Source organism: Streptomyces sp. NPDC057963, assembly GCF_042887155.1.
In the GTDB taxonomy this organism is placed as follows: Bacteria; Actinomycetota; Actinomycetes; order Streptomycetales; family Streptomycetaceae; genus Streptomyces.
In genome coordinates, this window is sequence record NZ_JBHVPX010000009.1 from 289920 (window position 1) to 314661 (window position 24742).

At 70.7% G+C, this 24742-nt stretch carries 22 protein-coding genes and 2 pseudogenes; 12 read left to right on the forward strand and 12 right to left on the reverse strand.

The features are described 5' to 3' along the window. The first annotated feature begins 19 nt into the window (after positions 1 to 19). Positions 20 to 424: a GntR family transcriptional regulator gene (locus ACFVT1_RS22820; protein ID WP_389798302.1), complete on the forward strand. Its 405-nt coding sequence runs from the start codon at positions 20 to 22 to the stop codon at positions 422 to 424. A gap of 124 nt (positions 425 to 548) precedes the next feature. Here the strand turns inward: ACFVT1_RS22820 and ACFVT1_RS22825 are convergent, their stop codons facing one another. Genes ACFVT1_RS22825 through ACFVT1_RS22835 form a run of 3 tightly spaced genes read right to left on the reverse strand, consistent with a single transcriptional unit; the run spans position 549 to position 2666 of the window. Then, entirely contained in the window at positions 549 to 1106 is a 558-nt protein-coding gene (locus ACFVT1_RS22825; protein ID WP_389798304.1) for a DinB family protein, read from the reverse strand. Between the two features lie 40 nt (positions 1107 to 1146). After that, positions 1147 to 2019: an alpha/beta fold hydrolase gene (locus tag ACFVT1_RS22830; protein ID WP_389798306.1), complete on the reverse strand. Its 873-nt coding sequence runs from the start codon at positions 2017 to 2019 to the stop codon at positions 1147 to 1149. After that, the gene (locus ACFVT1_RS22835) at positions 2016 to 2666 is read right to left on the reverse strand and encodes a TetR/AcrR family transcriptional regulator (protein ID WP_389798308.1); all 651 of its coding nucleotides are present in this window, start codon (positions 2664 to 2666) and stop codon (positions 2016 to 2018) included. The genes ACFVT1_RS22830 and ACFVT1_RS22835 overlap by 4 nt, the downstream gene beginning before the upstream one ends. A gap of 35 nt (positions 2667 to 2701) precedes the next feature. Here ACFVT1_RS22835 and ACFVT1_RS22840 point away from each other — a divergent pair, with 35 nt between their 5' ends. Beyond that, positions 2702 to 4129, forward strand: a complete 1428-nt coding sequence (locus ACFVT1_RS22840; RefSeq protein WP_389798309.1) for an amidase — start codon at positions 2702 to 2704, stop codon at positions 4127 to 4129. 14 nt (positions 4130 to 4143) lie between these two features. On the opposite strand, the gene ACFVT1_RS22845 is transcribed toward ACFVT1_RS22840, so the two are convergent. Together ACFVT1_RS22845 and ACFVT1_RS22850 are read right to left on the reverse strand one after the other, a co-directional pair. Continuing rightward, the gene (locus tag ACFVT1_RS22845) at positions 4144 to 4650 is read right to left on the reverse strand and encodes a DinB family protein (RefSeq protein WP_389798311.1); all 507 of its coding nucleotides are present in this window, start codon (positions 4648 to 4650) and stop codon (positions 4144 to 4146) included. A 96-nt stretch (positions 4651 to 4746) separates the two neighbouring features. Further along, the gene (locus tag ACFVT1_RS22850) at positions 4747 to 5748 is read right to left on the reverse strand and encodes an aldo/keto reductase (protein ID WP_389798313.1); all 1002 of its coding nucleotides are present in this window, start codon (positions 5746 to 5748) and stop codon (positions 4747 to 4749) included. A gap of 122 nt (positions 5749 to 5870) precedes the next feature. Between ACFVT1_RS22850 and ACFVT1_RS22855 the strand changes: the two genes are divergently transcribed. After that, complete coding sequence (locus tag ACFVT1_RS22855; protein WP_389798316.1) at positions 5871 to 6761, forward strand: LysR family transcriptional regulator; 891 nt, start codon at positions 5871 to 5873, stop codon at positions 6759 to 6761. A gap of 39 nt (positions 6762 to 6800) precedes the next feature. Here the strand turns inward: ACFVT1_RS22855 and ACFVT1_RS22860 are convergent, their stop codons facing one another. The 4 genes from ACFVT1_RS22860 to ACFVT1_RS22875 all read right to left on the reverse strand — a co-directional run bounded on the left by ACFVT1_RS22860 (position 6801) and on the right by ACFVT1_RS22875 (position 13365). After that, positions 6801 to 7532 carry a methyltransferase domain-containing protein gene (locus ACFVT1_RS22860; protein WP_389798467.1) on the reverse strand — a complete coding sequence of 244 codons (732 nt, stop codon included), beginning with the start codon at positions 7530 to 7532 and terminating at the stop codon, positions 6801 to 6803. Positions 7533 to 7642: 110 nt separating this feature from the next. Beyond that, positions 7643 to 10090, reverse strand: coding sequence for a SpoIIE family protein phosphatase (locus tag ACFVT1_RS22865; RefSeq protein ID WP_389798318.1), 2448 nt, complete (start codon positions 10088 to 10090; stop codon positions 7643 to 7645). A 204-nt stretch (positions 10091 to 10294) separates the two neighbouring features. After that, positions 10295 to 12733 carry an MFS transporter gene (locus ACFVT1_RS22870; protein WP_389798320.1) on the reverse strand — a complete coding sequence of 813 codons (2439 nt, stop codon included), beginning with the start codon at positions 12731 to 12733 and terminating at the stop codon, positions 10295 to 10297. 188 nt (positions 12734 to 12921) lie between these two features. Further along, positions 12922 to 13365 (reverse strand): SRPBCC family protein, encoded by a 444-nt coding sequence (locus ACFVT1_RS22875; protein ID WP_362196886.1) that lies wholly within the window; start codon positions 13363 to 13365, stop codon positions 12922 to 12924. Between the two features lie 149 nt (positions 13366 to 13514). Here ACFVT1_RS22875 and ACFVT1_RS22880 point away from each other — a divergent pair. Beyond that, positions 13515 to 13742, forward strand: a pseudogene (locus tag ACFVT1_RS22880) (radical SAM protein); the annotation flags it as partial. Between the two features lie 308 nt (positions 13743 to 14050). Here ACFVT1_RS22880 and ACFVT1_RS22885 read toward each other — a convergent pair. Further along, on the reverse strand, positions 14051 to 14248 hold the full coding sequence (locus ACFVT1_RS22885; protein WP_389798323.1) for a hypothetical protein: 198 nt from the start codon (positions 14246 to 14248) through the stop codon (positions 14051 to 14053). Between the two features lie 131 nt (positions 14249 to 14379). Between ACFVT1_RS22885 and ACFVT1_RS22890 the strand changes: the two genes are divergently transcribed. Further along, positions 14380 to 15111 carry an XRE family transcriptional regulator gene (locus ACFVT1_RS22890; RefSeq protein WP_389798325.1) on the forward strand — a complete coding sequence of 244 codons (732 nt, stop codon included), beginning with the start codon at positions 14380 to 14382 and terminating at the stop codon, positions 15109 to 15111. Between the two features lie 799 nt (positions 15112 to 15910). Further along, on the forward strand, positions 15911 to 16129 hold the full coding sequence (locus ACFVT1_RS22895; protein WP_389798327.1) for a hypothetical protein: 219 nt from the start codon (positions 15911 to 15913) through the stop codon (positions 16127 to 16129). 88 nt (positions 16130 to 16217) lie between these two features. Here ACFVT1_RS22895 and ACFVT1_RS22900 read toward each other — a convergent pair whose 3' ends face one another. Further along, positions 16218 to 16745, reverse strand: a complete 528-nt coding sequence (locus ACFVT1_RS22900; protein ID WP_389798330.1) for a GNAT family N-acetyltransferase — start codon at positions 16743 to 16745, stop codon at positions 16218 to 16220. 90 nt (positions 16746 to 16835) lie between these two features. Between ACFVT1_RS22900 and ACFVT1_RS22905 the strand changes: the two genes are divergently transcribed. The 3 genes and pseudogenes from ACFVT1_RS22905 to ACFVT1_RS22915 all read left to right on the forward strand — a co-directional run bounded on the left by ACFVT1_RS22905 (position 16836) and on the right by ACFVT1_RS22915 (position 19959). Continuing rightward, entirely contained in the window at positions 16836 to 17603 is a 768-nt protein-coding gene (locus ACFVT1_RS22905; protein WP_389798332.1) for a transposase, read from the forward strand. Between the two features lie 129 nt (positions 17604 to 17732). Next, positions 17733 to 18123 (forward strand): annotated as a pseudogene (locus ACFVT1_RS22910) (radical SAM protein); the annotation flags it as partial. A gap of 231 nt (positions 18124 to 18354) precedes the next feature. Beyond that, positions 18355 to 19959, forward strand: coding sequence for an alpha/beta hydrolase (locus ACFVT1_RS22915; RefSeq protein WP_389798334.1), 1605 nt, complete (start codon positions 18355 to 18357; stop codon positions 19957 to 19959). A 147-nt stretch (positions 19960 to 20106) separates the two neighbouring features. Here the strand turns inward: ACFVT1_RS22915 and ACFVT1_RS22920 are convergent, their stop codons facing one another. Next, positions 20107 to 20679: an adenylosuccinate lyase gene (locus tag ACFVT1_RS22920; RefSeq protein ID WP_389798336.1), complete on the reverse strand. Its 573-nt coding sequence runs from the start codon at positions 20677 to 20679 to the stop codon at positions 20107 to 20109. Between the two features lie 357 nt (positions 20680 to 21036). Between ACFVT1_RS22920 and ACFVT1_RS22925 the strand changes: the two genes are divergently transcribed. The 3 genes from ACFVT1_RS22925 (at position 21037) to ACFVT1_RS22935 (ending at position 24630) form a co-directional block, all read left to right on the forward strand. Further along, positions 21037 to 22818, forward strand: a complete 1782-nt coding sequence (locus ACFVT1_RS22925) for a 3-hydroxyacyl-CoA dehydrogenase family protein (protein ID WP_389798337.1) — start codon at positions 21037 to 21039, stop codon at positions 22816 to 22818. Between the two features lie 91 nt (positions 22819 to 22909). Continuing rightward, on the forward strand, positions 22910 to 23725 hold the full coding sequence (locus ACFVT1_RS22930; protein ID WP_389798339.1) for a TetR family transcriptional regulator: 816 nt from the start codon (positions 22910 to 22912) through the stop codon (positions 23723 to 23725). Positions 23726 to 23832: 107 nt separating this feature from the next. Continuing rightward, complete coding sequence (locus ACFVT1_RS22935) at positions 23833 to 24630, forward strand: GNAT family N-acetyltransferase (RefSeq protein WP_389798341.1); 798 nt, start codon at positions 23833 to 23835, stop codon at positions 24628 to 24630. The last annotated feature ends 112 nt before the right edge of the window (positions 24631 to 24742 follow it).

Consider the following 24742-nt stretch of genomic DNA (forward strand, 5'->3'; position numbering starts at 1 on the left):
TTCGGCAGTCCAACGGGAGGTGAAGACGGTGGTCGTGTTCCGCATCGACAGACGCAGCGGGGTGGCAACGTACCTCCAGATCGTGCGGCAGGTCGAACAGGCGCTGCGCATGGGCGCCCTGGAGGAGGGGGACCGGCTGCCCACGGCGGCACAGGTCGCGGCGGAGACCAAGGTCAACCCGAACACGACCCTCAAGGCGTACCGCGAGCTGGAGCGCGCGGGTCTCGCCGAGGTACGGCAGGGGGCGGGCACCTTCATCACCCGCTCCCTCACCACGGCCCAGGAGGACCCCGACTCCCCCTTGCGCGCCTCGCTCGCCGCGTGGCTGGACGAGGCCCGGGTCCAGGGGCTCAGCGGCCAGGAGGTCACCGCCCTCTTCCGGTCGGCGTACGCGGCGGTGTATCCGCCCGGGACCGACGGGTGAGGGATGGTTCCGTACTCCTCGTCGATCGTCGACGGAGTACGGAACCATGCCCAGTCCCGCTCAGCCCCGTCGGTCCCGCTCAGCCCCGTCAGTCCGCTCAGCCCGCTCAGTCCGCTCAGTCCCGTCAGTCCGCTGCGGGGTAGTCGCCCGTGGCACCGTCGGTCCGTTCGCGCAGCAGGTCGGCGTGGCCGTTGTGGCGGGCGTACTCCTGGATCATCACCAGGTACACCCAGCGGAGGCTGACGGGCCGGCCACGGGTCGTCGACTGGAAGGTCTCGTCGAGACCGTGCCCGGCCGCGGCGGCCTCGCACGCCACGACCTCGGCACGGAACGCGGCGTAGTCGCGTTCCGCGTGCGCGGCGTCGACGCCGTCGATGCCCTCGTCCCCGTCGTCGGGACCGGTGAAGAGGTCACCGATCGGCTCACCCGCGAAACTCCGCCGGAACCACCAGCGTTCGATCTCCGCCATGTGCCGGACCAGGCCGAGGAGCGTGAGGTTCGACGGTTCGGCGGCGGTGCGGGCCAGTTGCGCCGGGCCGAGTCCGGCGCACTTGGTGAGCAGCGTCTCGCGATGCCATCGGAGCCAGCCCTCCAGCAGCACGCGCTCGTCCGCGGTGCTGGGAACGTTCAGCTGGTCGCCGTCGGCCGTCGTGCGTTCGATGCGGGGTGCTGTCCATGTCATGGCGGCCATCGTCACACTGCGAACACCGCGCACACCACGTTCAGGTCAGTTCCCGGACCAGCGGTTCCGCGTCCTCCATGAGGAAGAGGTGCCCGCCGTCGGGGATGGTGTGCAGTTCGGCGCCGGCGATCTGGGCGTGTGCCCAACGCGCCACCTCGATGGGGACGTTGCCGTCCGCGTCGCCGTGGAGGAACACGGTCGGTACGGAGACCGTGCTCAGCGGGTCGGGCAGCGGGCGGGAGTAGCCGGCCAGATCGGTCACGGCCGCGTCCATGCCCTGGCGCCGGGCCTCGGTCGTGTCCAGGTCGGACAGTGCCCGGAACTCGGGGGTGCTCATGACCAGCCGGTCGGCCCGGGGCCAGCCGGAGAGGTTTGGCTCGCGGTTCCTCATCTGCTTGAAGATCCCTGTTCCCGCGAGCATCGAGCGGCCGACCGGCGGGGCCCAGCGGACGATGCGGTTCGCCCACGCCACCAACGGGATCCGGCGTGCGTACGCCTCCTTGGGCGCTCCGGGAACGGCCGCGCAGGCCAGGATCAGCTTCGTGATCCGGCCGGGGTGGGACTGGGCCGCGGACAGCGCGTATCCGCCGCCGCCGGAGATCGCCACCAGCGTTGCCCGTTCCCGGCCGAGGTGGTCGAGCAGGGTCACGAAGTCGTCGTTCCAGCGGTGGAAACCACGGCCGGGCACCGGATCGGTCTCGCCGTATCCGGGGCGGTCCGGGAAGATCAGACGAATGCCCGCGTCCGTCGCGGTCTGCCGCAGCGCGACGCCCTCGTAGCGGCTGCCCGGGGTGCCGTGCAGCACGATCACGGGCGGGGCGGCGGGGTCACCGTACGAGCAGTACGCGATACGGCGGCCGCCGGGGGCCGTCAGCCGGACCGTCTCGGGCAGGTCCTGCAAGGCGGGGGTCATCTCTGCTCCTCGTACGGTACGGGGGTCGTGGCAGCGGCGGCGATCCCGCCGATGACGAGGTCGAGGCCGTAGGCGAACCGGCGGCCGTAGTCGTGGTGGTCGGCGAACACCGACACCGCCCGGCGCTCGGGCGGGATCTGCATCAGTTCCAGGTCGCCGCGGCCGAGGCGGATCGCCACATGGCCGGTGACGAAGTCGTGCAGGGTGCCGTACGCGTACACGGCGGACGCCTCGTCGAGCCCCGCGGCCCCCAGCGCCCTGACGACCCGCAGTGCGACGTCGTCCGCGCCGGGGCCGACGAGGGAGGCACGGCGATGTGCTTCGAGGACGACGGGGTGCCGCATGAGCAGGTCGTGGAGCGTCTCGGCGAACAGCCGGACGACGCCGCGCCAGTCGTCCGGCCAGTCCACGGCTCCGGTCACCTCACCGACGATCCGGGACACCAGCGCGTGCTGGAGCGCGTCGATGCCGCCCGTCGTGCGGTGGATCGCCATCGGTGACACCCCCAGCCGGTCGGCCACCACACGGAAGGTCACCGCGTCGAGTCCCCGGTCGTCGGCGATCTCCGTGGCCGCGTCCAGGATCGCGTCGAGCGTCACCGCCCTGGGACGGCCGTTCTTCCGAGTGCTTGCCTTCTCGACCACCATGCCGCCACCATATCGATACGCGTAACGAAACATCAATGGGAGCATCCATGGCGCAGTTGCACGACCTCACGGCTCTCCAACTGGCCGCCGCCTACGAGCGCGGTGACACGACCCCCGCCGAAGTCGTGGACCATCTGCTGGACCGGATCGCGAGCGGCGACCGGGTGGGGGCGTTCACCACCGTGTCGGCGGACCGGGCCCGCGCTGCCGCGGCCGCGGCGGGACACACCCTGCGTACGTCGGACCGCACCGGGCTGCCGCGCCTGTTCGGCGTGCCGACCGCAGTCAAGGACCTGGAGGCCACCGCGGGTGTGCGCACCACACTGGGTTCCGCGCTGTTCCGCGACTGGATCCCCGAACACAACGACGAGATCGTCGACGTCATGGCCGACGCCGGGCTGATCAGCCTCGGCAAGACGACCGTCCCCGAGTTCGGGGCCGCCTGCTACAGCGAGCCCGCGGTGTCCGCCCCCGCGCGCAGCCCGTTCGACGTCACCCGCAGCGCGGCCGGCAGCAGTGGCGGCGCGGCGGCCGCGGTCGGGGCTCTGCTGGTGCCGATCGCCCAGGGCAGCGACAGCGCCGGTTCCGTGCGCTCCCCCGCGAGCGCCTGCGGTGTGGTCGGGCTGAAACCGAGCCGCGGGCTCGTCACGGCGGGCCCGAACGGCGACGACGGGATGGGGCTCTCCGTGAAGGGGCCGCTCGCCCGTACCGTGCGCGACACGGCCGCGTTCCTCGACGCGCTGACCACCCGTACCGGAGCCGGCACCGTGCATCCGCGCCGCGCCGAGAGCTACGAGCTGGCCTGCGACGCACCCGTCCCGCGGCTGCGGGTGGCGCTCGCACAGGGCTCGGTCTCGGGGGCGCCGGTGGACGCCGAGGTCGCCGCCGCCGCCGAACTCACCGCCCGCACACTGGCCGGACTCGGCCATACCGTCTTCGCCCGGGACCAGAAGCCGGACCCCGAGCTCACCGACGGCTTCCAGGTGATGTTCACCGCGCTGGTCGGGTCCAGGACCATGGCGCTCGACGAGGCGGCCCTGCGCCCGATCGTCCGCCATCTCCGCTCCCGGTCGCAGCAGTTGACCTCGGGCGAGCTGGCCGCCGCGATCGGTGCGGTCCAGGCCCGCGCGCGGGCCTGGACACTCGACTACGCGGACGCGGACATCGTCGTCACCCCGACCGTGACGGCCCCGCCGACCCTCGTCGGCCAGCTCCGCGACGACGCCGATCCGGTGGCGGAGCTGGCCGCGATGACGGCCTTCACGGGCAACACGGTCATCGGGAACGCCACCGGATTCCCGGTCGTCAGCCTTCCGCTGGGGTGGAGTTCCGAGGGCCTGCCGCTGGGGGTCTCACTCACGGCCGGATGGGGCCGCGAAGACCTCCTGTTCGGTCTGTCGGCGGCCCTGGAGGAGGCGCTGCCCTGGGCCCACCGCTACGCCGACCTGGCCTCAACCATCTGAGAACCTGCGGGTGTTCACTCCCCGGTGGCTCCGTCGATGCCCTCCCTGAGCAGGTCCGCGTGGCCGTTGTGCCGCGCGTACTCCTCGATCATGTGGGTGAGGATGTAACGCAGCGAGAACACCTCGTCGCCGTAGGCGCCGGTGATGTCGAGGGACTCGGCGGCCTCCACGGCGGCGCGGGAACGCGCGCACTCCTCGTGCCAGATCCTGAACGCCTCGTCCGGGTCGGCGGTTTCGACCTTGAACTCGGCGAACTCACCCGGACCCGGCCCCGGCCAGTGCGGCGGGGCCACCTCGTCCTTCAGCACGCGGCGGAACCATGAGCGCTCCACCTCGGCGAGATGGCGGACCAGCCCGAGCAGGGTCAGGCCCGTAGAGGGCACGGCCCTCCGCTTCAGCTCCTCGGGCGTGAGCCCGGCGCACTTCATGGCCAGCGTCTCGCGCTGGAACTGGAGGAAGCCGCTCAGCGACGTACGTTCGTCGCCCACCTGTGAGGGGTACGTTCTCGTGTCGTCCTGCATCGGGCCATCATGCCCGCCACGACAGCCGTGCGCTCGATCATTCCGGCCGACCCGACGCCGCCCCGACGCCGCCCCGAGGAGGAGGAGCCGGACGGCTCAGCCCGCGTCCGGGCCCCGGAGGATCGCCTCGATCCGGGCCAGCTCCTCGTCGTCGAACGCCAGATTCCGCACCGCCTCGACGCTGTTCTCCAGCTGGGCGACGCTGCTCGCCCCGACCACGGCGGAGGTGATCCGGCCGCCCCGCAGCACCCACGCGAGCGCCATCTGCGCCAGGGACTGCCCGCGCGCGGAAGCCACCTCGTCGAGCGCCCGCAACCGCTCCACCAGCTCCGGAGTGACCGAATCGGGCGTCAGGAAGGGGCTGTCGCCCGCCGCCCGCGAGCCTGCCGGAATGCCGTGCAGATAGCGGTCGGAGAGGATGCCCTGCTCCAGCGGCGAGTAGGCGATCGAGCCGGTGCCCAACTCGTCCAGCGCCGTGAGCAGACCGTCCTCGACCCGCCGGTCCAGCATCGAGTAGCGCGGCTGGTGGATGAGGAGCGGGGTGCCCAGCTCCTTGAGGATCCGGGCGGCCTCCCGGGTCTGCTCCGGCGAGTAGTTGGAGATGCCGGCGTAGAGCGCCTTGCCCTGCCGTACCGCCGAGTCGAGCGCCCCCATCGTCTCTTCGAGCGGGGTCGCGGGGTCGGGGCGGTGGGAGTAGAAGATGTCGACGTAGGCGAGGCCGAGCCTGTTGAGGCTCCGGTCCAGCGACGCGAGCAGATTCTTCCTGGACCCCCACTCCCCGTAGGGACCCTCCCCCATCAGGTAGCCCGCCTTGGTCGAGATGACGAGCTCGTCCCGGAGCCGGGCGAAGTCCGACCTCAGCGCGCGCCCCATCGTGGTCTCGGCGGCGCCGGGCGGCGGTCCGTAGTTGTTGGCGAGGTCGAAGTGGGTGATGCCGAGATCGAAGGCCCGGCGCAGGATCTGCCCTTGGGTCTCCGGCGTGCGGTCGCTGCCGAAGTTGTGCCACAGGCCGAGGGAGAGCGCGGGCAGCAGCAGGCCGCTGCGGCCGGTGCGCCGATAGGGCATGGCGTGGTAGCGGTCGGCGGAGGGGAGGTACATGCGGACTCCACGGGAAGACAAGGGGGAGGGTGGGGCGGTGCGCGGGGTCCCAGGTTCGCCCACAACGATCCAGCAGTCCAACAGGAGATTCTGCTGGCATTCAGCGACTACCTTTCTCAATCATGGAACTGCGCCAGCTGGAACACTTCGTCGCCGTCGCCGAGGAGCAGCACTTCACTCGTGCCGCCGAGCGCCTCGCCGTGTCGCAGTCCGGTCTGTCCGCCTCCGTCCGGGCCCTGGAGCAGGAGCTCCGGACCCCGCTCTTCAGCCGCACCACACGCAGCGTGCGGCTGACCGAGGCGGGCCGCGCCCTGCTGGTGGAGGCCGAGCGCACCCTTGCGGGGGCACGCGCGGCGCGGGACGCCGTCGACGCGGTACGGGGGCTGCTGCGCGGCACGCTGTCGGTCGGCGTCGAACAGTGCGTGGCCGGGGTGCATCTGCCGCGACTGCTGGCGGCCTTTCACCGCAAGCACCCGCTCATGGAGATCCGGCTCCGTCAGGAGGGCACCACGAGCCTGGTCGACGGGGTGGCCGGCGGGCGGCTCGACGTGGCCTTCGCGGCGACCGTCGGTCCCGACGAGTGGCGTGGCGAGCTCATCCCGTTGGCGCGCGAGCCGATGGTCGTCCTCTGCGCCCCGGACCACCGGTTCGCGGCGGCGGACTGCGTGGCGTGGGGCGAGCTGCCCGGTGAGTCCTTCATCGACTTCCATCCGGACTGGGGTCCGCGCCGGGCGGCGGACAGGGCGTTCGCCGAGGCACGGGCGCGGCGCACGGTGGGGCTGGAGGTGAATGACGTGCACATCCTGCTGGAGCTGGTGCACGAGGGGCTGGGGATCGCGCTGGTACCACACCACTTCTCGCGCAAACCCGAGGCCCGCGGGCTGGTGGCGGTGGAGCTCGAAGGGCCTCGGCAGCCGTTCTACGAGAGTGCCGTGGTGCTCCCGGCGGCCCGGACCATGAGCCCGGGAGCGCGGGAGCTGATGACGCTGCTCCGGAATGACGGCGGGAACTGAGGGCGAGCGCGGCCCGATCCGCACGAGGGGCCCTGGCCGTCAGTCCCCCGCGGGTGCGCCGGCCAGGACGAACCAGCGGGCGGGCAGCTCGACACGCGTTCCGTCGGGCAGCCGCTCGGTCTGGGCCAGGGCGGTTTCCCCGCTCGCCAGCGTGGTCAGACCGGCCGCCCGCAGCAGCCGGGGCACCTCCTCCTCCGTGGCGCTCGCCGGTTTGAGTCCGTGGTCCAGGACCCGGCGCAGCTTCTCGGGAGGCCCGTCCGGGCCCTGCGCCACCTGCTGGAGCACCGCCTTGGAAGCCGGGGTGAGCTCGGCGACGAAGGCCCGGCCCCGCTCCCCGACCAGCGTCGCGACCGCTGCGGCGACGGCGGGCCTGGCCTCGGCCTCGCTCTGGTGGATCACCGCGCGCATGTACACGTTGGTGTCGCCGATCCGCTCGTGCAGCGCCGCGACGGCCTCCGGGTCGGCCAGGTCGAGCTGGGCGTACTCGGCGACCCCGTCGGGATCCGCCCGGCGTGCGTGCGCGATCGCGGCGTGCGAGAGGTCCACCCCGATCCCTTGGACGAAGCGGGTGGCGAGATAGCGGGTCTGGGTGCCGTTCCCGCAGCCGAGGTCGGCGACGGGCAGCGAGGCGTCGGCGTGCGGCAGGAGCAGCTCACCGTGGGGGACGGAGCTCAGGGATGGGTCGGCGTCCCAGATCGCCTCACCGGGGGTGTCCGAGGTGGCGGACCAGAAGCCCTCCCACGCCGATCGGTACCGCTGCGACACACCCACGATCACTCCCAAGTCCGTTTTCCCCGAGGCGACTTGCTCAGGTACGGACTACCGTCCCGGGACGGCCGCGGCAAGACCGCGTACAGCGTCCGCCTCTGCGGCGGCGCCTTTCACCAGGTGTGCGGACGGGGGTGCGGGACAGGGCCGAGTGCCTGCTCGAACCAGACGGTCTTGCCGCGTGCCGTGGTGCTGGTGCCCCAGGTGCGGGCGAGGCTGCTCACCACCAGCAGTCCCCGGCCGGACTCGTCGTGGGAGGAGGCGTCGAGCAGCGTGGCCGGGGCGGGTTCGTCGTCGCTGACCTCGCAGAGCAGGGCTTGGGTGCGGACCAGGCGGAGTCCGATGTGGCGGGTACGGCCGTGCTTCACGGCGTTGGTGACGAGCTCGCTGACCATCAGCTCGGCGGCCTCCACCGCGGCGGGCAGGTCCCAGTCGAGGAGCTTGCCTCGCACCAGACGCCTCGACCGGGCCACCTCCCTGGGATCCAGGGCCAGTTGCCATTCGGCGACGTCGTCGTCGGGGATGCCGTTCAGCCGGGCCATGAGCAGCGCCACGTCGTCCTTGCGGCCACCGCTCGGGTTGAGGGCGCGGATGATCGTGTCGCAGGCGTGGTCCATCGAGGCGGCGGGGTGCGCCGCGGAGGCGCAGAGCGCGGCGAGCCCGGCGCCGATGTCCTGGCCGCGGACCTCGACGAGACCGTCGGTGCACAGGACGAGACGGTCGCCGGGCCGCACCCGTACGGTCGCGGTCCGGAAGGCGACGCCGCCGACGCCGATGGGGGCACCGGTGGGCAGGTCCAGGAGGTCGGCCCGGCCGTCCTCGGCGTGGACCAGTACGGGCGGGATGTGCCCGGCGTTGGCGATCTGGACCTCGGAACGGATCGGGTCGTAGACGGCGTAGAGGCAGGTCGCCAGATACTGCTCGCCGAGACGCTGCGCCAGGTCGTCGAGGTTGCGCAGCAGTTGGGAGGGCGGCATCTCCATGGTGGCCATGGTCAGCACCGCCGTTCGCAACTGCCCCATCATTGCTGCGGAGTTGAGGCCGTGCCCCATGACGTCACCGACGACGAGCGCGGTGCGGGAGCCGGGCAGTTTCACCGAGTCGAACCAGTCGCCGCCGATCCTTCCGAGCCGGGCACCGGGCAGGTACCGGGTGGCGATGTCGCAGCCGGCCATCCGTGGTTCGACCTGGGGCAGCATGCTGTCCTGGAGGGTCTCCGCCACGTTCTCCTGGTAGGTGTACATGCGGGCGTTGTCGAGTACGAGCCCGGCTCGGGCGGCGAGTTCGGCGCCGGTGGTGCGGTCCATGTCGTCGAAGGGCTCACGGCCGGGGCGGCGCATCAGGACCATGAAGCCGAGGACCACGTCCCGCGCCTTGAGCGGCACGATCAGCAGGGAGCGGTGGGTGATCAGCGGGCGCAGGTCGCGTTTCTCGAACTCGCCCGAGATCCGGTTGCTCATCTCTTCGCCGACGTACGGGATGAGGACGGGCTCGCCGGTGACCATGCACTGGAAGAACGGAGTGTGCTCGGGGAAGGCGATGGACTCGCCGACCGGGACGGTGTCGTCCCAGCGGCCCGGTTCGTCGTTGTGCTCGACCCAGACCCGGTGCCAGACGGTGGTGACGTCGGGCGGCCCGTCCGGGAAGCCCTCGCCGGCCAGCACCGCGGCGCGCAGATGCGTACCGGCGAAGTCGGTGAAGCGGGGTACGGCGGCGCTGGTGACCTCGCGGATGGTGCGTTCCAGGTCGAGCGAGGTGCCGATGCGGCCGCTCACCTCGTTGAGGAATTCCAGCCGTTCGCGAACCGCCGCGTACTCGAGGTCGAGCTCGGGGCGGGGGACGGCGAGAGGTGTGTGCGAGCCTGCGCCGTCGTTCCGAAAGGTCTCGGCCGGGCGGCGGGCGGCATGTCGCGGCACTCCCCAGTCGGGGGTGACCGGGATCTGGTCGCAGTGGCTGAACTCCAGGACGGGGTAGCCGAGTTCGAGCACCTGGGAGACGATTCCGGTCGCCTCGTGGACGCTCATGCTGGGCAGGATCTCGGGCAGCCGGCCAGCCAGCTCCTGGTAGCCGGGGAAGTCGGTGTGCAGCGCGAAGCCGGGGGCGATCGTCTCGGTGTCCGGGCCCTCGCGCCGGTCGCCCTCCCGGACCCGCGCGGCGTCCGCGGCGAGCACGAGCAACCGCCCGGACCCCGGTCCGGCCAGCGGATAGGCCCACCACAGGACGTCGATCCTGCCGCCCCCGGGTTCGTCGACCCGGGCCCGGCCCGCCGCCGGGTAGGCGACGGTCCCGCTGGGCGAACCGTCGGGCTCGGGGCCGAACCCACCGCGGTCCCCGTCGTCCTCGATTCCGCCCGGCTGCCGCAACGCCCCCGACACCGGCAGGAGTTCACCGGCCGGACAGCCGACCGCCTGCTGTCTGGTGAGGCCGAAGAGCCGTCTCGCGCCGGTCGACCAGTGCGAGACGAGCCCGTCCGCGTCGACCACCACCACGGCCAGCGGCACGCGGCCCGCAGCGGCTCCGCGCGGCTGTGGTGTCCTCTGCGGCGGCACACCGAGATCCATGGGTGGAAGGCTCCTTCCCCACCGCGACGTTCTGCGGTACGTGACTCCACGGTACGGCCCCGGGTCCGGCGTTCGCCGGGCATCGGCGGAATCGCTCCAGGGGGTGGTGCGCCCGGCGCGCCCGGCCGCGCACGGCCGGGCGCCGCGTGGCGCCCGGCCGACCGGTGCAGCCACCGGCCGGCCCGCCGATCCGGCGGAAAACGGTCAGTCCTCGTGCCCCAGTTGGAGATCGCGTTCGGTCCGCCCGCCGCCCGCGACCTGAAGGACGGTGGCCACCGGCGGATACCCGGCGGCGATCACCGTGTACTCGCCGGTGGACAGGTCCACGAACCGGAACGCGCCGTCGGGCCCGGTGGTCAGCGTGTCGACGACGTTGCCCGCCGCGTCCAGGAGCGTGACCCGGGCGTCCTCGACGGGCCGGCCACCGCTCGCCCGCACCACACCGCGCAGCACCGCACCGCCGGCGAGCTCGATGTCCTGCCGGGTCTCCCTGGCGGCCTGCACGCTCACCGGCAGCGCGGCCGGCCGGAAGGCGGGGGCGCTGGCGGCGAGGGTGTACTCGCCCGCCACCAACTCCGTGATCACGTAGCCGCCTTCGCGGCCGCTGCGGGTGGACGCGACGACTTCGCCGCGCACATCGGTGAGAGTGACGGCGGCATCGCGCACCGGGATGCCGTCGGCGGTGACGACGGTCCCGGCCAGACGCCCGGCACCGCCGAGCACCACGTCGAGCTCGATGGGCCGTTCGCCCACGGTGACGCTGACGGCCTGCGGCTGGTGGCCGCCGGCCGCGGCGATGAGGACGTACGAGCCGGCGCCGGGCACGCTCAGCGCGTACCGTCCGTCGTCCCCGCTCGCACCCCGCCCGACCTGCTGTCCCTGGACGTCGATGAGGGTGAGGGCGGCGCGCGGGACCTTCGTGCCGTCGGGGTGCTGGACGCTGCCGCACACCGGCACACCGGACAGATACACGGGCGGCGGCGGAGCGGCGGAGCGGGCGGCGGGGACCGGTGCGGACTCGGCGGCGGTTTCGGGGCTGTGGTGGGACACCAGCGGTTTCTCCTTGAGGAAGAAGGCGAAGAACAGGCCGAGCGCGAGCACCGGCACGAGGTAGAGGAAGATCCGCGGCATCGCGTCGGCGTACGCCTGGACATAACTGTCGCGCAGCGCGGGCTCCATGGCATGGACCAGCTGCGGGGTGATCGACTCGGGGTCGGGGAGGTCGGCGCCGGACGGCAGGCGGACGGCGAGCGCGTCCGCGAGCCGGCCGGCGAAGAGCGTCCCGAAGACGGCGGCACCGACGCTGCCGCCGATCTGCCGGAAGTAGTTGTTGGCACTGGTGGCGGCGCCGAGGTCGGCGGGCTGCACGGAGTTCTGCACGGCGAGCACCAGTACCGGCATGACCAGGCCGATCCCGATGCCGAGCACGGCCTGCGCGATGCTGTATTCGAAGCGCGGGGTATCGGTGCCCAGCCGGGAGAGCAGCCACATGCCGACGACCGAGAAGGCGCCGCCGAGAATCGGGTGGAGGCGGTAGCGGCCGGTGCGGGAGATCAACTGACCGGAGACGACGGACGCCACGACGATGCCGCCCATCATCGGGAGCATCAGCAGCCCGGACTCCGTCGCCGTGGCGCCGTCGACCATCTGCAGGAAGGTCGGCAGATAGCTGGCGGCACCGAACAGCCCGACCCCGACGACCGCGCCGACCAGCGCGGTGACGTTGAAGATCGAGTCACGGAACAGCCGCAGCGGGATGATCGGTTCGGCTGCCCGGTTCTCGACGACGAGGAACAGCAGGGCTGTTCCGGCGGCCCCGGCGGCGAGGCCGAGGATGGTGCGCGATCCCCAGGCGTACTCCGTACCGCCCCAGCTGGTCAGCAGCACCAGACAGGTGGAGGCGGCCGCGAGCAGCAGCGCGCCGAGGATGTCGAGGCGGGGCCGGACGGTGGGCCGGGGAAGCTTCAGGACGACGGTGATGACGGCGAGGGTGATCAGACCGAACGGGACGTTGATGTAAAAGCACCAGCGCCACGAGGCGTGGTCGGTGAAGAAGCCGCCGAGCAGCGGACCGGCGACGGAGGCGAGACCGAAGGCGGCCCCGATGAGCCCCATGAACCGGCCGCGTTCCCGGGGCGGCACGACATCCGCGATGATCGCCTGGACACCGATCATGAGTCCGCCGCCGCCGATGCCCTGGACAGCACGGAAGGCGATCAGTTCGTCCATGGTGCGGGACCAGCCGGCCAGCGCGGAGCCGACGACGAAGACGACGATCGCGAACTGGAAGACGCCCTTGCGGCCGAAGAGGTCGCCGAGTTTGCCGTAGATCGGCAGTCCGATGGTGGAGGCGAGGAGGTACGCGGTGACGGCCCAGGACATTTTCTCCAGGCCGTGCAGCTCACCGACGATCTTCGGCAGCGCGGTGGCGACGATCATCTGATCGAGGGCCGCGAGCAGCAGCGTCAGCATCAGCCCGAGGAAGACCAGCCGGATGCGGCGGGGGCTGGTCTCCGGTACGGGGGACGGGGCGGAGGCGGGTCCCTCCGCGGCGGGGACCGGCGGTATCGGCAGCGTGGTCGCCGCCTCGGCGGCCCCCGTACCGTCCGGCTCGTCCTCCAACAGAGTGATCCCACCCACCACGTGCCGCTCCCCTCGTCGCATCTGCGCCGCCCATTTCTCGCACCGGGCAACGAGCAAGGGCAAACGCGACGGGGGGCGCTGACGGCGCACTCGGGGGGCTTAATCCGCCGGTGAGAGCCGCTACGGCGCACACCCGGCGGGCCGAGAAGACCACCCGAACCGGTGAGGCCGGTCAAGGTGGCACGGAGCTACTTCTCGACCTCGGCGGCGAGGTTCTGCAGCAGTGCGTCGTAGATCCGGCCAAGTCCCTTGGGGGCAAAGGTCTTCTCGAAGAATCCGCCGATGCCGCCGGCACCGTTCCAGACGGTCGAAACGACCGTCTTCGACCTGCCTTCACCGGCCGGGGTGACGGTCCAGGTGGTGACCATCGAGGAGTTGCGGTCCTTCTCCACGAGCTGGCCGTCGGTGGGCTCGGTGACCTCCAGCAGACAGTCGCGCACGCGCTTGCTGGTGGCCTGGAGCTTCCAGTGGACGAGGGTTCCCTCGCCGTCACCGCCCTCACGCACCTCGTACTCGCTGAACTGTCCGGGCAGCACCTTGCCCCGGGTCTCCGCGTAATCGGCCAGCGCGTCGAACACCGTCTCCGCGTCCGCCGCGATGACTCGCTCTGTCGTGGCCTCGACCTGCGCCATGGCTGTTCCTCCACCACTCGGTTGTTCGGGGGTGTGCTGAGCCAACCATCTCCGGGACGCCGCTCAAAATCCGGGCCGGGACGAAGGGGAGAAAACGATCAAGGGGACACGTGTTCCATTGTCTCTGCAGTGCTACCGCGGAGGTGTCCATGCGCCGGGGCAATCCGGTCGACAACCCCACCGCTCCCGCCCACACCGCGGCCGGCGCGCCCTTCACCGCCGACGCGGTGACCACGCGCACCTTCGACACGCCCGAATTCCGGGGAATCACCTTCCATGAGATCCGGGCCCGCTCGATCGTTAACCGGGTACCCCGCGCCTCGCGGATGCCGTTCGAGTGGACGGTCAACCCGTACCGGGGCTGCACGCATGCCTGCCCTTAGTGCAGGGTCTCACAACGGAAGCGCTTCGCCCCTGCGCCACCGGGAAATGTGGCACTTCCCTCCGTGAGGCGAGCGTTACTCGGCGCGGGTCACGCGCGCATGATCGGTGAAGACACGGCGGAACGTGTCATGCCCGGTGAGCCCCATATGACGCAGCGCCCAATCCTGCGATACCTCATGCTCACCTTGCGGCCCGGACTCCTCCCCACACCCCACGGCGACGCAGAACACCTCATACGTCACCCCACCCTCCGGAACATGCCGGATCGTGTGGGGCACGTACCGATAGACAGCGCGCGTGCTCACTGGTGCCCCTCCGGATGGCGCCGCATGTAGACGTTGCAGTCGGACACGGTGGTCATGTCGCCCCCGGTGCGCGCACGGTCCCGCACGTTCGCAAGTTCGATGCAGCCCGGACACCCCTCCACCGGGGTCGGCTCCAACTCCATACGCAACGGCAGTTCCAACGCGCCCGTCTGATATCTCGTCGGTTCACTCATTGCGCGATCGTGGCGCGCCCTCATGGACGTATCCACTCCGAACGAACGACAGTTGGGCCGTTCTTCGCTACGGTCACAGAAAGGCCCAAACGTCCATGGGGGACCTCTTGAACTCTGCCCTACGATCAGCTATGGCGGATGCCGGTGTCAGCACGCGTCAGCTTGCCGTGCATATTGGTGTGACTGGCAAGACGATCGAGCGATGGCTAGCGGATGCCGAGCTGACGCCCCACGCACGGAACCGCGATGACGCCTCTCGGGCGTTGGGAGTGGACGAGGAAATGATCTGGCCGCAAGTAGTCAAGGACCGCATCAAGAGCGGCCACGACCGCGAACTAGTCCACAGCTACCCCTACCGTTCCGCGTGCCCGTCGACGGTGTGGAGCGATTTGATCAGCGATGCCACCACAGACCTGTTCTTCGCCGGATACACCAACTACTTCCTGTGGACCCAGGTTCCCGCGTTCCCTGACATGCTGCGCCGGAAGGTCGCTTCCGGGTGTCGCGTCCGCTTCCTGCTGGGCAACCCCGACGGCGACGTGACCCGTCAACGGGAAAGCATCGAGGACGTAGCCTTGACTGTCTCCACACGCATCCGCATCACTCTGGAGCACCTTGACCGTCTCGGCCCGCTGAAGGGTCTTGAGACACGCTTCAGCGCCCCAGAAGATGCGATCAACCACGTGAGTCTGTCGGTGTTCCGCTTCGATGCCGACGCACTCGTGACCCCCCACCTCGCCCGACTGGTCGGCCACGATTCCCCGCTCCTCCACCTCCACAAGCGGGGCGACGGTGGCATGTTCGACCGGTTCAGCGAGCATGGCGAGGAACTCTGGAACGGTGCGGCGCCCAAGCGTTCGTAACGTCAGCGCCCGGACACGAGAGAGACCGCCCACCCATCGGTGAACGGTCTCTCGGGACGGGTCCGGATCACTCCGTGTCGGCAAGCGCCCGGTACAACTCCCACCGCCTTGGCCACCGCCGTCACACTCTCGACCTTCGCACGGCGCCTTGGCGGCGGCAAGCTCTGGACCGAGTGGCATGGGCTCACACGAAAGCCGGGGGCGTAGCCAACGGGCAGGCCGCCATGCGGACCCTGGGGGAAGCCGGGGAAGCTCTCAGCGCCGACAGCGAAGGCGCTGAGTCACCGGCCTACCTCTATTGGGTCGACGCTGGCGAACTCAAGGTCATGGAATCGCGTGTCTACACGGACTTGCACCGCCCCTTGCGCGCTGCCCCATTGCTGCGAAGTGCCCTCAGCGAATACGACGCCACGCACATCAGGGAAATGGCCCTCTATCTCTCATGGTTGGCCGTTGCGCTGACCGACGCCAATGAGCCGGAAGAGGCGGCTGCCGTAGCGGAACGCGTCATCATCCTGGGACCTGACACACCGCCGGAAAGAGTGGCAGAGCGCGTCCGGGTAATCCTCAGCCGCTTGCAGGAATTCGCGGACGTGCCTGAAGTCGCGGCCATACTCACTGAGCATCCGGCAGCGTAGCCGAGCAGCACATCAGTTCGCTATAGCACACACGGACGCAAAGGCCCCATTTGCCGAAGATACAGGTCAAAGAGCTTGGTTTTCCAGAGCCGGTGTTTAGGGTCAATTTTCGTTTGCCAACACAGACAAGCCCAGTACCAGCCAGCGGCTAACATACCGGCATGGCGAAATGTGTCGAGTGCGGAACGACGTTTGAGATCGAAGACGCACGAAATGAATACAACGGGGAGTTCAACGGAGACCCGGACAACCATGACGACCGATACGGCGACGGAGAATTCTGCGGAAGCTGCGCCGCTGCGGAAACCAGTTCGCTCATCAGTCACGGTAACGCGGTTCTCGCGATGACCAACGACCCGGACTATGACGACTTCGAATAGCAGTGGTCGCAAGTAACCTAAGGGCTGTCCCGTAATCGCTTCACACGTCGCCAGGCGCCCTCGTGCTGGCTTGGGGACAGCAGGGGCGTCACTGAGGATCGACGCGCAGGTCCCGTAGGTACCAGTCGAGTCGTGTGCCGTCCTTGCTTCGCGTCTGCTTGCTGAGGGCGAATCCTGCCTGCCGCGCGACTGCGGCAGATGCGCGATTCTCCGGATCTACCTGAATCACCGCCGCCTGCCCGCCCTCACTCGACGCGTACTGGGACACCAGCAGGACCGCGCGCGTAGCCAGGCCACGCCCCCTCCAGGACGGATAGAGGCCGTACGCGACATTCACCTGGCCGGGAGTCAGACCCTCTCCCTCGAACCGCAGGTCGATCGTCCCCGCGAGCGTCTCGTCGGCGCCTACTCGGATGCCGAACGCGCGGAGCGGCCCGGCAGCGTCCCACTGTTCCCGGCAGTGCCAGAAGTACGCTTCGACGCCCTTGCGCGTGCCAGGACCGCCGTTGAGATAGCGAACGAGCAGCTCATCCTCTCCTGCGAGGTGTGCCTCCGCATCGTCCAAGCGCAGGGGGGAGAGAGTGATGATCCCGTCGGACAGCTTCACTTCATGCATCCGGCGATTCTTGGCGCCAGAGCCGTCTCGCGCCACCAGATTCCGCGGGACATCGCGCGAAGCCACTCCACCACAGGAGATGATCTCGGTGTGGTTGGTGTGATCACGGCGTCAGAGCCGTCCTGGATAGCCCCGTTCACCGGGCTGAGCCCTCGACTGTTCGGCAAGCTGGTGACCGTACTGCGGCACCAGGGTGCGGATGCGGTCCGCAGGGGCCGGCCCTGGAGCCTTCCGCTGGAGGACAGGGCTCTGCTGGTCGCGGCTTACTGGCGTACGAACTTGACGCTGCGCCAGCTCGCCCCGCTCTTCGGGGTGTCCAAGTCGGCAGCGGACCGCGTGATCGACCACCTCGGGCCGATGCTCGCGCTCCAGCCCCGCAAGCGGTTCGCCAAGGACACCGTGCTCATCGTGGACGGCACCCTGGTCCCGACCCGGGACCACGCGGTCGCGGAGCAGTCCAAGAATTACCGATACTCGACCAACCACCAGGTCGTCATCGATGCCGACACCTGCCTTGTCGTGGTGATCGGCCAACCCCTGCCCGGCAACCGCAACGACTGCAAGGCATGGGAGGAGTCCGGCGCGAAGGCCGCCGTCGGCACGACCATGACCATCGCCGACGGGGGCTATCCGGGGACCGGGCTCGTGATGCCCCACCGGCGCCGCAAGGGCGAGGAATTGCCCGACTGGAAGCAGGCCCACAACAAGTCTCACAAGCAGGTCCACGCCCGCGTCGAGCACGTCTTCGCACGCATGAAGACCTGGAAGATTCTCCGCGACTGCCGCCTCAAAGGCGACGGAGTCCACCACGCCATGCTCGGCATTGCCCGGATGCACAACCTCGCCCTCGCCGGATAGACCAGCGGCCCGCACGACAGCCAAGCACACCCGAGGCAGCTCGGAGATCATTTACGGGACAACCCTTAGAAACGCCGATAGCCCCATACTCGGCCACCAGCCAGGCAGCGGATATGGGGCTCTCAGGACATCGACTGCGGCGTGGCCGATGGCGCCCGTCATCCCGTTCCTCGGCGACCATCCGGACCAGTTGCGCGCCACGGTCCGGGCGATCGCCGCCGCCGGGGCGACCTCGGTGACACCGCTCGTACTCCATCTGCGGCCCGGCTCCCGGGAGTGGTACATGCAGTGGCTCGGGCAGCACCATCCCCACCTGGTACGGCGGTACGAGCGGCTGTGCACCGAGGGCGCCTACGCGCCCAAGTGGTACCAGCGGCGCATCACACGGCACGTCCACGAGCTGGCTGCCGAGTTCGGCATCGGCCCCTCGCACCGCGGCTCGGGCCGCCGGCTGCCCGTACGCCGGGACCGGCCGCCGTCGCTCGACGCCCCCAGGCCGACCCAGCTGACCCTGCTCTGACCCGGCAGGCCCCGAGCCGAGGGCCCGGAGTGTCCGGGGCGGGCCCGGAGTGTCCGGGGCTGGTCCGGAGTCCGGAGCGGACCCGCAGGGTCCGGAGCGGGGCCTCGCACACCCGGCGAGGGCAAACGGGTCAACTCTCATCAGAACAGGTCCTTCCGGACGCGAATGCGGGGAGCATCCGGCGGGGGCTGCGCCACGCGCAGCCGTGTTTCCCCCACCACGGGAGGCCATATGACGAAACGTCCAGGAATTCTGTTCGCCGTCGGTGCGACGGTCGCCGGTCTGGTGACCGCCGCACCGCCCCAAGCGACCGCCGACTCCGGCGCACGGCGCGCCGCGGCCCAGCTCACATGGACCGACTGCGGCACCAAGTCGTACCCGAGGCTGCAGTGCTCATCGGTCAGCACGCCGCTCGATCATGACGATCCGTCGGGTCGGCGGATCACCCTCGCCCTGTCCCGCGTCCCGCACACCGCGAAGACCTTCCAGGGCCCGCTGCTCGTCAACCCGGGCGGCCCCGGCGGCAGCGGCCTCTCGATGGCAGGGTTCGTCGCGTCCTCGCTGCCGAAGCGGGTTGCCGCGCAGTACGACGTGATCGGGTTCGACCCGCGGGGCGTCGGGAAGAGCAAGCCCGCGCTGGACTGCGTACCGAAGTACTTCGATCCACTGCGTCCCGATTCACTGCCGGGTTCGGCCGACATCGAGGAGGCCAATCTGAACCGGACCCGCTCGTTCGCGAAGGCATGCGGGGAGAAGTACCCGGATCTGCTGCCCCACATGGACACCGTCAGCGCCGCCAAGGACCTCGACGTGATCCGCCGGGCGACCGGCTCCCGGCAGCTCAACTACTTCGGGTACTCCTACGGGACCTACCTCGGCGCGGTGTACGCCAAGCTGTTCCCGGACCGGGTGCGGCGGCTGGTGCTCGATTCCAACGTCGACCCGGAGGGGATCTGGTACGACGACAACATCGGCCAGAACTACGCCTTCGACGCCCGCCACAAGGCGTTCGCCGCCTGGGTGGCGAAGCATGACACCACGTACGGGCTCGGCAGCGACCCCGCGGCGGTCGAGCGCACCTGGTACGCGATGCGTGGTGCCGTCGAGGCACACCCGGCGGGCGGGAAGGTCGGGGCGAGCGAGCTGGAGGACACCTTCCTGCCGGGCGGCTACTACAACGGCTACTGGCCCTACCTGGCCGAGGCGTTCGCCGCGTACACGAACGACCACGACCAGGACGCGCTCGTGAAGGCGTACACGAGGTTCGGCGCGGTAGACGCGAAGGGCGACAACGGGTACTCGGTCTACTCGGCCGTTCAGTGCCGCGACGCCCAGTGGCCCCGCGAGTGGAACACCTGGCGCAACGACAGCTGGAACGTGCGGGCCAAGGCGCCCTTCTTCACCTGGAACAACACCTGGTACAACGCACCATGCGCCGACTGGCCGGTGGAGCCGCTGAACCCGGTACGGGTCTCGAACAACAGCCTGCCGCCGGTACTGCTCTTCCAGGCCACCGAGGACGCGGCCACGCCGTACGAGGGCGGTGTCACATTGCACCGCAAGCTGCGCGGCTCCAGCCTGGTGGTCGAACAGGGCGGCGGCAATCACGGCATCACCCTGAGCGGCAACGACTGCCTGGACACCTACCTGGCCGACTATCTCGCCAAGGGCACGGTCCCGCGCGGCAGGGCCGGCCGGAGCGACGCGGACGCGGTCTGCGCCAGGACCCCCGACCCGAAGCCGCTGACCGGCAGGGCCGCCGCGAGCCCGCCTCGGCGAGCGGATTCCGCCGGCAGGGGCGGCATCCTGCACGGCCTGCTCGGCTTCCGCGGCTGACAACCGCCCACGGCCCCGCCCCGGGGTCGCGTGCGGGCCGTCCCGCGCACCCGCGCCCGGACGGCCCGCACCACCCTGGCAGACGGACGGCCATGCCCGGACCGTGACCAGCCGGGCCCGGCACGGCCCGAGCACGGGCGTCCCCCCTCACCGCCCCCGCAGTCGGCCGAGCGCGTCCCGCGCCGCTTCGCCCAGTCGTGGGTGGGGCAGAGCCGCCTCCAGGAGCGGGCGGGCCTGTTCGTCGCCCAGCTGCCCGAGCCCTTCCACGCAGGCGAGCGCCACCCTCCAGTGCGGATCGCCGGGAGCCAGCAGGTGTTCCAGGGTGGTCATCAGCGCCGGTACGGATTCCGGGGCCCGGAGCTCGGTGAGGAGCCGGACCGGATGGAGGGCGTACGCGGTGCGCAGGGTGTTGGTCGCCAGGGCGGCGGCTGCCCGGGGGGTGCGCGGGTCGCCGAGGCGCGCCAGGGCGTGTGCGGCGGAGACACAGCGCTCCGGATCGCGGTGGTTGAGCAGCAGGACCAGCGCCTCGAAAGCCCGCCGGTCTCCGGCGCAGCCGAGCCGGAACGCGGCGATCTCCCTTGCCCAGAGCGGGCGTTCGCGTTCCACGAGGACGCGGGCCAGTTCCTCGTCGTCGTCGGTGGCGAGCAGTCTGCGGTACGCCGCCGACTCCCCCGCCTCGTCAGCAAGCCGGTCCGCCAGTGACCGGAACTCCTCGTCCATGACCGTCAGCGTATCGACGGGGACTCTGCGTATCGAGAGACAGGGTGGGTGTGACATGGCACACGGCAACGCGGGGCTGGCGCGCTCGTTACCCACCGGTTAAGCTCATGTGAGCGGGACACACTCCCCGCCTGCTCCGGTGGCCTGGTGACGCAGCCGCCCGGAGTGCTTGTCGGTTCGGCAGTTTTGCGAGACGTGACTCCGGGACAGAGTCCGTCGCCCCTCCCCGGTCCGGGCGCACTCGTCGCGCCTCGGCCCTGAGCCCCACGACATGCAAGTGCCGCACGCCCTGCGCCGGTTCATCTCTCGGCGCGCCGTGCCTCCTCACAGTCGTCACTCATTCTCTGGAGTCCCGTGATGGACACCCCGCTCAGCACCATCGCCGTCGTCGGTCTCGGCACCATGGGTACCGGCATCGCCGAGGTCCTCGCCCGCGCCGGCCACGAGGTCATCGGTATCGACATCGACGACGCGGCCGCCCGTCATGCCGTCGCCGCCCTGGAGGCCGCGACCGCCCGCGCCGTGCGGCGCGGGCGGATCACGGAGGGCGAACGGAACGACGCCCTCGCCCGGTTCCGCACCTTCCACGACCTCCGGGCCGCCGCCGAGGCGGAGCTCGTCATCGAGGTCGTGCCCGAGTCGTACGAGATCAAGCAGCAGGTCTTCCGGGATCTCGACGCGATCGTCTCCCCCACCGCGATCCTGGCGACCGGCACCAACGCCCTGTCGGTGACCCGGCTGGCCGCCGAGTCGCTGCGCCCCGAGCGCGTGCTCGGCCTGCACTTCTTCAACCCGGCACCCGCGATGAAGCTGGTCGAGGTGGTCTCCTCGGTGCTGACCGCGCCGCCGGCCGTCGCGGCGGTCACCGAGCTCGCCCGCAGCCTGGGCAAGGAGCCCGTCGCGGTGGGTGACCGGCCCGGCTTCGTGGCCGACGGGCTGCTGTTCGGATACCTCAACCAGGCCGCCGCGATGTACGAGGCGAACTACGCCTCCCGTGAGGACATCGACGCGGCGATGAGGCTGGGCTGCGGCCTGCCGATGGGGCCGCTCGCCCTGCTCGACCTGATCGGGATCGACACCGCCCGTACGGTCCTGGAGGCGATGTACTGCGCGTCGCACGACCGGCTGCACGCCCCGGCCCCCGTCCTCAGGCAGCTCAGCGAGGCGGGACTGACCGGCCGCAAGTCGGGCCGCGGCTTCTACACGTACGCGGAGCCCGGCAGCCAGACCATGGTGCCGGACGCGCTCGCCCCGCGGGGCGGCTCCCCGGCGGTCGATGGGCGCACGGTGCGGTCGGTGGGGGTCGCGGGCTCGGGGACGATGGCCTCGGGCATCGCCGAGGTCTTCGCGAAGGCCGGCTACGACGTGGTGCTCGTCGCTCGCAGCCAGGAGAAGGCGGACGCGGCGAAGGGCCGGATCGCCACGTCGCTGGAGCGCTCCGTCTCCAAGGGGCGGCTGACGGCCGGGGCGCGGGACGAGGCCCTGGCCCGGATCGCCGCGGCCGGTTCGCCGGACGCCTTCGCCGACGTCGATCTCGCGGTCGAGGCGGTCGCCGAGGACCTGGTGGTCAAGCAGCAGCTGTTCAGGACGCTGGACAAGGTCTGCAAGCCGGGTGCGGTGCTCGCCACCACCACCTCGTCGCTGCCGGTCGTGGCGATCGCGCGGGCCACCTCGCGTCCGCAGGACGTGGTCGGGATGCACTTCTTCAACCCGGCGCCCGCGATGAAGCTGGTCGAGGTGGTCCGTACGGTCCTCACCGCCGACGATGTCCACGCCACCGTCCGCGAGGTGTGCGTCAAGGTCCGCAAGCACCCGGTGGACTGCGGGGACCGGGCCGGCTTCATCGTGAACGCGCTGCTGTTCCCGTACCTCAACAACGCGATCAAGATGGTCGAGGAGCACTACGCGAGCCTCGACGACATCGACGCCGCGATGAAGCTGGGCGGCGGCTACCCGATGGGCCCGTTCGAGCTCCTCGACGTCGTCGGGCTCGATGTCTCGCTCGCCATCGAGAAGGTGCTGCACAGCGAGTTCCGGGACCCGGGCCTGGCCCCGGCGCCGCTGCTGGAGCACCTGGTGGCCGCCGGCTGCCTCGGCCGCAAGACGGGGCGCGGCTTCCGCGAACATGCCCGGCGCTGAGCCGGGAGCCGGGTGGGGAGGGCTGCTCGATCCGTCGGGCGGCCCGCCCCCGCAGGCACGTTCCGCTGCGCCGATGCAGTACGTTCACACCATGTCCCAGCCCGCCAGGTCCCCCCGTGTCTCCACCGCGCCCGATGCCCAGGAGAGTGCCGCAGGCACCCGCGCCGCCGCCCAACGGCTCAAAATGCGCCGCGAACTGGCCGCCGCGGCGATGGAACTCTTCGCCACGAAGGGGTACGAGGCGACAACGGTCGACGAGATCGCGGGCGCCGCGGGAGTCGCCCGGCGGACCTTCTTCCGGCACTTCCGCTCCAAGGAAGAGGCGATCTTCCCGGACCACGACGACACCCTGGTCAGGGCCGAGGCCGTCCTCAACGCGGCCCCCGCGCACGAGCACCCGCTCGACACCGTCTGCCGCGGCATCAAGGAAGTCATGAAGATGTACGCGGCCAAGCCCGCGGTCTCCGTGGCCCGCTACAAGCTGACCCGCGAGGTCCCCACGCTGCGCGAGGCCGAGATCGCCTCGGTGGCCCGCTACGAGCGGCTGTTCACGCGCTATCTGCTGGGCCATTTCGACGAGCGCGACCACCATGTCGGCAACGACGACCCGTTGCTCGCCGAGGTCGCGGCGTCCGCCGTCGTCACCGCGCACAACCATGTGCTGCGCCGCTGGCTGCGGGCGGGCGGCGAAGGCGATGTGGAGGCCCAGCTCGACCACGCGTTCTCGATCGTCCGCGACACGTTCGGGACCGGTATCGGCGCGGGCCGGATCGCGGGCGCCGAACCCGCGAAGCAGCCGGCCGCCTCGGTGGCGTCCCAGGGCGAGGTGCTGGTCGCGGTGGCGCGGACGGACGCGCCGCTCGACGAAGTGATGCGCACGATCCAGCAGGCGCTCAAGGACCGCTGAACCGCGGCGGGAACGGGAACAGCTCCCCGGCCGTGCCGGAAACCTGGTTGCCGCTCCCTCCCCGAATCCTGGTTGCCGCGCCCGCGCCCCGGTGCTGTGGTGTGCGGATGGATCATGATCGCACCATACTTCTGACCCTTTTCGACCGCCGCATGCGCGAGCACGCCCGCCCCGACGGCCCCGGCGTCCGGGTCGAGCGCACCGCCGACGTCGTACGGCAGGTCGGCACGGCCGACGACTGGAACGGCGTCGTCTGGTCGGCCCCGGACCTGGATCCCGCCAGGGCGGACGCGGCGATCGCGGCACAGATCGCGCGCTACACGGCCCTCGGGCACGACGAGTTCGAGTGGAAGCTGTACGCCCACGACCGGCCGGCCGATCTCGCGGAGCGGCTCCTGGCGGCCGGCTTCGAGGCGGAGGAGCCGGAGACCCTGCTGGTCGCCCCGGTGGCGGACCTCGCGACGGCGGTGGAGCTCCCCGAGGGGATCCGGTTGCGCACCGTGAGCGACGCGGACGACGTGGAGCTGATGGCCCGCGCCCACGAGCGGGCCTTCGGGTCGGACTGGTCGCGGCTGCGGCATCAGGTGGCGGCCAGACTGGCCGAGGACCCGGACGGCTTCGTCGGCGTCCTCGCCATGGCGGGCGACGAGCCGGTGAGCTCGGCCAGGATGGAGCTGTACCCCGGCACCGGCTTCGCCGGGCTCTGGGGCGGCGGAACGGTCCAGGCGTGGCGCGGGAGGGGCGTCTACCGGGCCCTGGTCGCCTTCCGCGCCCGGATCGCGGCGGAGCGCGGCTACGACTACCTTCAGGTCGACGCCTCCGACCAGAGCCGCCCGATCCTCCGGCGACTCGGATTCCTCGACCTGGGCACCACGACGCCGTACGTGTACCGGCCCTCGCGCTGACCGCTCCCGACGGAACACAACCGGACAGAACATCTCTCCCGTCGCTCATGCGTGCCCATCGGGTGACAAGTGAGAGAAATTGTTGGCACGGAGTGCCTTGCCAGGTGTCACG